Below are 8,962 nucleotides of genomic sequence, written 5' to 3'. Positions count from 1 at the left end.
GAAAAAATTCTCACAAAATTTTCAGAACGATTTCAGAAAAAAATTTACATGAAAAATATCCGGGAAAAATTTCAGGAAAAGTTTTCCCAAAAAAAGTTTTTGAAAAAAATCCCAAAAAATTTTCAGAAAGATTTCAGAAAGATTTCAGGAAAAAATTTACATAAAAAATCCGGAAAAAATTTCAGTGAAAATTTTTTAAAGAAAATCAACGCGACAGAACCTGAAACATGATCAACCACCAGATTATCAGCACCCACAGTGAGAGGCTTTTTATCCCCAATCATGAGATCGATACATATCAAAGGTACTATGAGGACGAAGCTGATAACACGGGACGGGAGAGACGCCTTCGAGTACGAACGGGAGGAGGACGGGACGATCACGGTGTACCATGGCGAGAGATTCACATACTCACTTGTTCTTGCGGCCCCGATCTATGACCAGCTGCTCAAATCGTTTGCAGGAAAGACCGTGAGGCTCAACCATTGCCTTGCCGAGGAAAATATCGAGGACTGGCTGACACAGAAAGGGATCGCGACCAGGATCACCCAGTACCTGGCACCGGTATTGCATCATGAGGGGCACGCAGTTGAAGGGACCCGGAGAGGGACCGTCACGTTCCGGTGACGGCATTCCGGGTTTTACGGGTTCCTTCCTGCATTGACCCATAAGAAATGAGAGCCACTCCGGTAAGAAAATGGATGGCGGAGTAATGTCCGGCGGTATGAAGCCCTCTGCCCGGGTGTGCCGGGCTCACTGCCATCGTGTTGCTATATAATAATTATACCCGTCACCGCTGACTCCGATCCCGACAAGCCTGAAATTCCTGTTCAGGATATTGGACCGGAACGTGTTGTCATTGTTCTCCAGCGTATCGAACATCTGCTGTTGGGAGTCGTAGCCGGATATTGCCCACGAGATCTTGGGGATGACGAAGATGTTCGTGCCTGCACCTGCCTCTGTATCGGGCTGCGATGCACCGGTCAGCTGGGAGAGTTTCGCCTGCCGGCTAATTGTCGTGGCCAGATAAGTCGCGTGATCATCCATCTGGACCGGGGGCAGGCTGGCTGCCTGCCGCTCAAGATTGATCCTGTCCAGGAACTGCTGGGAAATGAGGGGGTTGTCGTCCGCAAGGATACCGGAAGTATAGACAAAATACGCGGCAACGGCGGCCCCGACAAGCAACATCGCGAGGAAGATTTTGAGATATTTTTTATTCCTGTTCATACCAGGCACCGGCATTGTCTGGCGGTGGTATCTTCGGATAGCATAATTGTCTGACATACAAGATCCCTGTATGTACCTGTTCTGCAGGGCTCTGGATATAAATTCAAAAAATCATCCGGGTCCGTTCAACGAACCCGCCGGTTCAACAAACGAACAGAATCATACAGGCAACCCGGCATGCGTACCAGATGCCGGGACACCAGAGGCAGAAACGGGAAGGGAAAAGATCTGCGGGCGGGGGTCGCTGCACAATATATAGGATGTGGCAGTCACAGGAATTACATCGCCTGAGTAAACCGGAATTTGCCCGCCGGCACACGGATCTCAAAAAATACACCTACTCCGGGTGTACCGGCTTCGCGTATCGTAATCCCGGTGAACCCGAGGAGTTCGCGTATCAGGAAGAGGCCACGGATCTGCCCGGTATCATAGCCTACATCGAAGATCTTCTCCTTATCGGATTCCGATATCCAGTACCCGTCATCTTCGAAGCAGATCAGCAGGTCGGCATCTTCCTTCCTCACCGAAAGGTGGATACCGGACGAACGGCTGCCGCCATTCCGCAGCGAATTCTCAAGGAGTGTGTAAAATATCCGCGGAAGCAGGGGATCTGCATAAATCTCAACTTCCTCCACGTCTGCGCCGATCGTCGCACGGTGCTCCGGGAGAAAGTTGGTTGCAGCATCGAACGCCTCCAGGATCCCCTGCCACTTCGGCGAGATGATACCACCTTCCTGGAGGACACGCATGTACACGATCTGGTTCCGGATGGATTCTATGGACCCGAGTGTCTTGTCAAAGAACTGCTGCATCTCCTCGTGCGAGTTCATCAGCTGGGCGCGTTCGAGGTGGCTTGCAATGACTGCCAGGTTGTCCAGGACATCATGCCGGGTGATGCTGAAGAGCAGGTCCATCTTGAGGTTGATATTCTGGTGGCTGACGTCTTCGGAGATCCCGAGCACGTACTGGGGAGTGCCATTCGAACCGAAGATGGGAACGATGATCATGTGGATGATCCGTCCGTCGAGATGCTTGTTAGAGATAATCTTGTTGCGCACATCGCTCCTGTTCATGAAGAGCTCGATGCTCTCCTTCCGGATGGCTGACACCATCTCCGCCGGGAAGAGGTCCTCGTCAGTCTTCCCGATCACCTTTGATGCGGGAATCAGGAAAAGCCGTTCGCTGGTCGCATTCCAGTACACGTACTGGCCGTTGTCAGCCCGTTTTATGAAGATGGCAACCGGCAGCTGATCGATCATCTCTTTCTGGAAGATCTCGTCGTCCTTCATCTTCTGGAACGCGTTCTTGAGGGAATCGACCATGGTATTGATGCTCTGTGCAAGAACCCCAAATTCGCTGCTGTCGGTAGTCCCGATCCGGTGATCCAGATCACCTCCTGCTATGATGCCTGCATCCTTTACAATCACCTGTATCGGGCGGGTCATCCTGCGGGAAAGGAAATAGGCGATGATGCACCCGAAGCAGATTGCCAGGAGGGCGATGAGCAGATGGTAGATGATCAGCTGGTTGAGCGCGTCCTGGATCAGGTTCAGATTGTACGTAATCATTACAATACGGCTCGGATCGGATCCATACATGTCATTTTTCAGGTCTATGAAGATGAAATGGGTTGTCCGGGAATGGTCCGGATCGGATATCTCGAGATCCTGGCGCGTCTTTATAACCTGCTGGAGATATATTTCGGTCTGATTATCGGTGAGGGAGTTGTTGTCGACACGGCGGCCCATGGTATTGAAAACCGCGTACTGCTCGGCATACGGATCAGCATTGACAATATTCTGGATATTCTTGTAACCATCCAGCTTCTGGTTTATCTCATTGAACGTCGGCCCGCCAAGCCCCAGTTCGAGCACGTACCGGTGATCCGGTGTAGGCATGTACGCATATTTCCGGAACTGGCCGGCCCCGAGAAGTTCACTGACAACGCGATCGGGAAAGAACCCGGAGGAATTGCGGATTCTGGTCAGGTAACTGTAAAAGTACGGGATTGTTTTGAAATCCTCCCCGAGTTCCGGGGAATAGGTCGTTTTGACAATGACACCGGATGCATTAATGATGTAGATATCGTAACCCTCCCCGAGGTTCTTCTGGATCGTTTCAAGATCCATAGCGGCAGGGTCTCCTCCTGTCCGTGCATATTCCTGGTTTACCTCAGTCAATCCCTGCATCATCCGGTCATTCATGCTGTTATCGACGACATTTGCAGCAGTATCGGCGAGTCGCATTGCCGCGTCGACATTCTGCTCGGTCTGGACCTGGAGGTTATGGGATTCGCTGTCAAAGTTATCCTTCGTGTAGAGGTAATCGTTGATGGTCTGGAACCCGACGATGGAAATGACCAGGATCACCATGAAGAGCAGGAGATAATACGAGAACGAGCGGTGTCCTGCCGGAGGAATATCCTTTGAACCCATGTGGACCTCAGGGCTTCCGGGCAGGGTCCGGATCTGCAGTACCCGGTAGATTCACCGGTAAGCCTCTCCCAGGTGTTTCTCGAATTGGAAAGAGCGTCATGATCAGGATCCTGGGAATGGTTAAGATACAGGTGCGGTTATTCTGCTCCGGCATCGGCAAGAAGCCGGAATATGATGTCATAGTTTTCGTTTTTCTCGCTCCTGTGGCGGTGCATAGCCCAGACAAGGCTTGAGTCACCGGAGGATTTGTAGGGCGTGACCTTCTTGGCATGGACATTTGCACCGCGCCTGAGGAGGAGTTCGACCGTTGCGATCTGCCCGTTCCAGACTGCAGCCATAAGAGGCGTTTCCCCGTCATTGAGGCGTACATCGATGTCCACACCTTCGGAGAGGAGGAAATCCACGATCCCGGCATGCCCGTTGATTGCCGCCGCGTACAGGGGCGTGACCCCACGGGGGGATTTTTCTTTCGGATCGGCACCGTGGCCGACAAGGTTCTTCACCACATTGATATTGCCCGTCCGCGAGGCATGGGTAAGGATGGAGATGCCTTTCTTGTCCCGGCTCCGGATATCGGCACCATTCTCGATCAGGTAATTGACACAGAGTTCTTTCTGCGGTTCAAACTGTGGCTTGAGCCGGGCGAGCATCTCCGGGGTCATGAAATCCGTCAGCGTAATCGTAGAGCTGACCAGACGCAGGTGGATGAGACTGTCGATCAGCTCCTCAATGGTCGCGATCACCGCATACATGAGCGCTGTTTTCCCCTCGGTATCGTGCAGGTCGATCGCGGTCTTCTGTTCCAGCAGCACTTTTATGATCTCGTAATTGGCCATGCTTGCAGAGGCCATAAGGGAAGTGGTACCAAACATGTTGGACTCGTTGGGATTGGCACCGGCTGCAAGGAGCAGGCTTACTGTACGGACAGGATTGTAATCCGGGTGATAGCGGGAATATTTGTAGACAATCTCAATGAGTTTTTTGTAAAACTCGTGATCCATGTTATCAAAGAATATCGAAGGGTTGGTGGATGAGACGAGGAGAGGCGTCCAGCCTTCCTCGGTCTTCTGGGAGACACTGGCATTAAATTTCAGCAGGGTCCTGACATATTCAAAGTTATTCTGGAGGCAGGCAAAGGTCAGGGGACTGTACCCGTTGATGGTCGGGAGGTTGACATCCGCCCCGGATTCCAGGAGAACACCACAGATCCGCGGGTCGTCGCTCAGCATCGATTTGACGAGAGGCGTCTCGCCGTGTGAACCCCGGTAATTGACATCGATTCCTTTTGCGATCAGGGCACGTACTGATTCCAGGTTGCCGTATTCAATGGCATCCATCAGCTGCAATTCCGGTGTGCGGGGGGGCATCAGTAAGGACTCCGGGAATCAAACTCGTACAAGTATTTCTAATACAATTCCTGATATTAAAAATTAGATCGTTTATTCCGGTGCCGTGCATATACGCATGCCTGATGAATTCCCGGAATATGTGTCCTATACACCCGGAAAAAAGAGTGATTATTTCAGGGCTTCCGTTATTACTTCCTTGACTTTCGCATCCTGCTCGGCGGCAAGTGCCGTTGTCAGTGCCTCCCCGACCTTCTTACCACCAATGGCTCCCAGGGCCCGTGCCGCCATGATACGGACATACGCGTTCTCATCCCGCAGGAGGATAACCATCGGCTCGATGACATCGGAATCGCCCAGTCCCCGCAGCCCTTTTGCCGCCATGTACCGCACGTGTTCGCGGTTGTCCTTGAGGCCCTGGATCAGGGGCTTGATGGCTTTCTCGTCGGCAATCTTACCAAGTGCTTCGGCTGCACGGTACCGGGTCTCCCACCGGGGTTCTTTCATGGCTGCCGCGAGAGGTTCTACTGCTGCTTTCCCGATCGAGGAGAGAGCAAGGGTAGCCTGTGCCCGGACAGATTTGTCAAAGTCCGCGAGGGCTTCGATAAGTGGCTGGATCGCCCGGGGACTCTGCGCCTTCCCGAGCAGGTACGCTGCATACTGCCGCACCTGGGGATCCGTGCTGTCCTGGAGCGCCTTGATGAGCCCTTCGAGCCCCAGCTTCTCCAGCTCTTCTCCACCTTCCGGTTTCTCCGGGATTATTGTCTCGGTCATAGTATCACCATGAGATATCTCCCGTATTCTTATATAAGGGAGATCCACGACAGTCCCGCTGGAATCAGGTATGAAGGAAGGAAACGCGTATTAAAAAAAGGGGCGGGGTTTGCTCTCCCGCCCGGGTATGGATTAGTATGGGATATTGCAGTGCTGCATAGTTGTGGATGAGGATTCGTTATGTCCTTGTAAAGTGTCCATTCCCTCGCTCACGGGCTCGCGATAACCTCCAAACCATCTGGATTGTATCCTCGTCCTGCCGGGTTCTGTCTGCCGGGGGGGCTCGTGTACATGTGCCCTCTCCTGTTGGCAGAACCCGCATCCGTCCCAGGGTGGCTGTACCGATTATCATTCAGATCCTGTGCAGGTCCCCGGGGTGTTACCCGATACCTCGCACCATTTCATGAACAGAACGCCCCCAGGCGTACTGACAGGACATCGAGAGACTGCGCAACGGAGAGAACACCTTGGGCAGTAGTCTGTGGCAGGTCTTCCCGTACGAGAATCTCCCGGTAGGTATTCCTGAGGGATTTGATGATTCCGTTCAGCTGGGCAATGGCAGCCCGCGCCCCGGGAACATTGCCGGATTTAACCTGGAGCAGGGTGGCTGCGATCTGGGCATGGCCGGTATCGACCAGGACCCGGGTATTCGAGCAGTTGATTCCCAGAGAGGTGAGATCAGCGTTCATCATGCCGGAACGGGTCAGCACCCCTTCGCCCTGATCCAGCAGGTTTCCCTCCATTTCGCGTTCGGGAACGATCTTCTTTGCCGCCCGGATTGCCTGTGCATGTCCTAGCGTCGCACCATGGATCGTCTTTCTGGTCTGGTCGGTATTGGCTTCATTCCTTGCCCGTAATGCAGTCTTGTGTGTGCTGCGCATTGTGGTGATCTCCGTAAGGTTCTTCTGTGCTGAGATAGTTTCATACCCGCTCTCCTGTAATTGCATGATAGTACTGCCAGACTGCCCCACACGCTAATCCGGGAGACCAGGGCACATGCTGGTCTCCCAGTACCGGTCTTTTGCCTGAGTGCCTGCAGGGTTCCCGGATGTCCCAAGCTGGACTGCCTGCCCGGGTGTTTCGGTGTTTCCACCGGCTTCCTGGAACCGGGCGTCCGTTTCCCCACGAAACAATTCCGCGATCCTGCGGAGATCCGGTGCATCGTCCCTGAGATCAGCGGATGTTATCGAACGGCTGATGTTCTCCTGGCAGTTTACAAAGTCCCCGTGGATGGGAGAGAGAGTGCCGGTCGATCCATTGACGGAATCGAGGTACGTGATGGTTGCCTGCATGCCGGCGTCCTCCCTGGCTGAAAGCCGGAGCAGGTGCGCCTGGCCTGGCGGGACCTGATCATCGACCAGCGGAAACGTTCCGGTAACAGCCGTTGGCGGTGTAACGGATACAGGCACAGGTGCACCCGATGCCTGGGACGGAAGTGTGGCCATTGCGAGCAGAATCCACCCCGCGGCAAATAACAGAAGAGAAGATTTTGCTGACATGACGTTCTGCCTCAGGTTTTTCAAGGCTCCATCCTCCACGATGGAACTCTGCATACACGGTCAGCAGGGAGTATATTAAATTCGTAAAATCGGAAGAGTTGGATCATGGAACCTGCTGGTTATCCCGGAACGGGCCGGGGAAGTGACTCATGACTTCAAAAAAAACCGCAGTTAACGACGTGCTTTTATATTTCCCTGACTATGGATTGTATATGAACTACAAGGTTTTTGCCCTGCTTCTGGTAATCATTGCCATGATTGCTGCAGCAGGCTGCATGGGGCTTTCCTCTGGCAGCGTCTCCGCGCCAGGTGCCCCCACGGATATCACCCAGATCTCCACGTCAAACAGTCGTCTCATGACTGAAGCAAAAGCAGCCCCGGGGGTAAGTGGCGGGTCTGCCGGGATACCGGTGCCTGCCCCGTTACCGACTGCCGGCGACATTACCGGTCCCGGTATCGACACCAAGATTATCAAGACCGCAGACCTGACTCTCGAAGTCAGGGACGTACCCGGCACGGTCGATGCCCTTAAGGCATTAGCAATCGCCCAGGGAGGTTACCTGTCGTCAACAAACATCCAGAACAATTACAATAACCAGCTCTCCGGTACCGTCACGATCCGTATCCCGGAATCAGGATTCGACGATGCCATTGCAGGAGCAAAGGCACTCGGGACCGTCAAGTCGATCTCGACAAGCGGGCAGGATGTGACCGAGGAATACGTGGATCTCCAGGCACAGAAGACGTCATACACGAACCAGCTGGCCCAGTACAATGCGATCATGAAGCAGAGTACAACTGTTGAGGATATCATCAAGGTGCAGGAGCAGATAGACCAGGTCCAGACACAACTCGATCAGCTGAACGGGAGGCTGAACTACCTGAACAACAGGATCGATCTCGCCACCATCACCGTCTATCTCCAGGAGCCTGAACCGGTCGGAGGGCAGACTGGCCATGACTTCGTGGCTACCCTCAACGAGGGGATAGCCGGGTTCTTCGGTATGGTCGACGCGATCATCATCTTTCTCCTGACTATCCTCCCGCTCATAATCGTCGGGGCCATCGGGTACGGTATCTACCGCTGGAAGAAAAGCAAAAGCCCTCGGCTGCCGACCGCGGATAAAAAAGAGAATCCCTGATTTTCAATTTTATTTTTCTGCTATCCGATCATTCTGCTATCCGATCAGGATGCGAATCTTCCTGGGTTCACCGGGCACCAGTATACCGGATGCCATGGATCCGGTAGCCGGCTGGATGCCCTGCGGGTCAGCAGTTTTCCGGGTATTGGTGTGCACGTGCCATCATTGTGTAAACTGTACCGTCGCACCGCAGCCCGGATAATTTCGCGAAGCTCTTCTTGCGTGCTCTATCGCTTCAATCTGTATTTCCTGCACAGTCTGCCCGGAATAGCCTGAGGTCTGGATGGAGATGATGGATATTCCCGGCCTGCGCAATGACCGGCCCCTGACGGATGTCCATGCTCGTGCTCCGGTTGCAGGGATCAATGCCTGTTGTGTGGAACCAAGCGCCCCGCCACCAGCGCATCTCGTCTTCATGGAGCTCGTATGATATGCTCCTGTAACAGGGCCGGGTTCAGGCGGGCAAAGACCAGGGATGCAGGTACAAAAATGCCAGGGATTGCCGCACCGGTACGTTGAACGCCGTGACAGAAAGCAGG

10 protein-coding genes are annotated in these 8,962 nt (G+C 53.5%); 4 read left to right on the top strand and 6 right to left on the bottom strand.

Translation table 11 applies throughout. The annotated features are described in order from the left end of the window. Both WBL42_RS04680 and WBL42_RS04675 read left to right on the top strand, forming a co-directional pair. On the top strand, positions 1-231 hold a 231-nt coding region (locus WBL42_RS04680; protein ID WP_424720107.1), incomplete at its 5' end, for a hypothetical protein. A gap of 78 nt (positions 232-309) precedes the next feature. Next, positions 310-627: a hypothetical protein gene (locus WBL42_RS04675; RefSeq protein ID WP_424720106.1), complete on the top strand. Its 318-nt coding sequence runs from the start codon at positions 310-312 to the stop codon at positions 625-627. 126 nt (positions 628-753) lie between these two features. Here the strand turns inward: WBL42_RS04675 and WBL42_RS04670 are convergent, their stop codons facing one another. The 6 genes from WBL42_RS04670 to WBL42_RS04645 form a co-directional block, all read right to left on the bottom strand. Continuing rightward, positions 754-1,227, bottom strand: coding sequence for a CAP domain-containing protein (locus WBL42_RS04670; RefSeq protein ID WP_424720105.1), 474 nt, complete (start codon positions 1,225-1,227; stop codon positions 754-756). Between the two features lie 278 nt (positions 1,228-1,505). Beyond that, complete coding sequence (locus tag WBL42_RS04665; protein ID WP_424720104.1) at positions 1,506-3,662, bottom strand: HAMP domain-containing protein; 2,157 nt, start codon at positions 3,660-3,662, stop codon at positions 1,506-1,508. Positions 3,663-3,799: 137 nt separating this feature from the next. Beyond that, entirely contained in the window at positions 3,800-5,029 is a 1,230-nt protein-coding gene (locus WBL42_RS04660) for an ankyrin repeat domain-containing protein (protein WP_424720103.1), read from the bottom strand. 150 nt (positions 5,030-5,179) lie between these two features. Then, positions 5,180-5,782 carry a HEAT repeat domain-containing protein gene (locus WBL42_RS04655; RefSeq protein ID WP_424720102.1) on the bottom strand — a complete coding sequence of 201 codons (603 nt, stop codon included), beginning with the start codon at positions 5,780-5,782 and terminating at the stop codon, positions 5,180-5,182. A gap of 401 nt (positions 5,783-6,183) precedes the next feature. Then, positions 6,184-6,729, bottom strand: a complete 546-nt coding sequence (locus WBL42_RS04650; protein ID WP_424720101.1) for a hypothetical protein — start codon at positions 6,727-6,729, stop codon at positions 6,184-6,186. Between the two features lie 27 nt (positions 6,730-6,756). Next, entirely contained in the window at positions 6,757-7,227 is a 471-nt protein-coding gene (locus WBL42_RS04645; RefSeq protein WP_424720100.1) for a hypothetical protein, read from the bottom strand. Between the two features lie 266 nt (positions 7,228-7,493). Here WBL42_RS04645 and WBL42_RS04640 point away from each other — a divergent pair, with 266 nt between their 5' ends. Further along, positions 7,494-8,423 (top strand): DUF4349 domain-containing protein, encoded by a 930-nt coding sequence (locus tag WBL42_RS04640; protein ID WP_424720099.1) that lies wholly within the window; start codon positions 7,494-7,496, stop codon positions 8,421-8,423. Positions 8,424-8,706: 283 nt separating this feature from the next. Beyond that, on the top strand, positions 8,707-8,853 hold the full coding sequence (locus tag WBL42_RS04635) for a hypothetical protein (RefSeq protein ID WP_424720098.1): 147 nt from the start codon (positions 8,707-8,709) through the stop codon (positions 8,851-8,853). Positions 8,854-8,962 lie beyond the last annotated feature (109 nt).

Source organism: Methanoregula sp. (assembly GCF_049686655.1).
Classification (GTDB): Archaea; Halobacteriota; Methanomicrobia; order Methanomicrobiales; family Methanospirillaceae; genus Methanoregula.
This window is presented reverse-complemented; position numbering and strand designations above follow the sequence as displayed.

Bases quoted from the DNA above. Each gene is read 5' to 3' on its own strand.
- WBL42_RS04665 (WP_424720104.1), bottom strand. From the start codon at position 3,662: ATGGGTTCAAAGGATATTCCTCCGGCAGGACACCGCTCGTTCTCGTAT.
- WBL42_RS04660 (WP_424720103.1), bottom strand. From the start codon at position 5,029: ATGCCCCCCCGCACACCGGAATTGCAGCTGATGGATGCCATTGAATAC.
- WBL42_RS04640 (WP_424720099.1), top strand. From the start codon at position 7,494: ATGAACTACAAGGTTTTTGCCCTGCTTCTGGTAATCATTGCCATGATT.
- WBL42_RS04670 (WP_424720105.1), bottom strand. From the start codon at position 1,227: ATGAACAGGAATAAAAAATATCTCAAAATCTTCCTCGCGATGTTGCTT.
- WBL42_RS04675 (WP_424720106.1), top strand. From the start codon at position 310: ATGAGGACGAAGCTGATAACACGGGACGGGAGAGACGCCTTCGAGTAC.
- WBL42_RS04650 (WP_424720101.1), bottom strand. From the start codon at position 6,729: ATGCAATTACAGGAGAGCGGGTATGAAACTATCTCAGCACAGAAGAAC.
- WBL42_RS04655 (WP_424720102.1), bottom strand. From the start codon at position 5,782: ATGACCGAGACAATAATCCCGGAGAAACCGGAAGGTGGAGAAGAGCTG.
- WBL42_RS04645 (WP_424720100.1), bottom strand. From the start codon at position 7,227: ATGGCCACACTTCCGTCCCAGGCATCGGGTGCACCTGTGCCTGTATCC.
- WBL42_RS04635 (WP_424720098.1), top strand. From the start codon at position 8,707: ATGGAGATGATGGATATTCCCGGCCTGCGCAATGACCGGCCCCTGACG.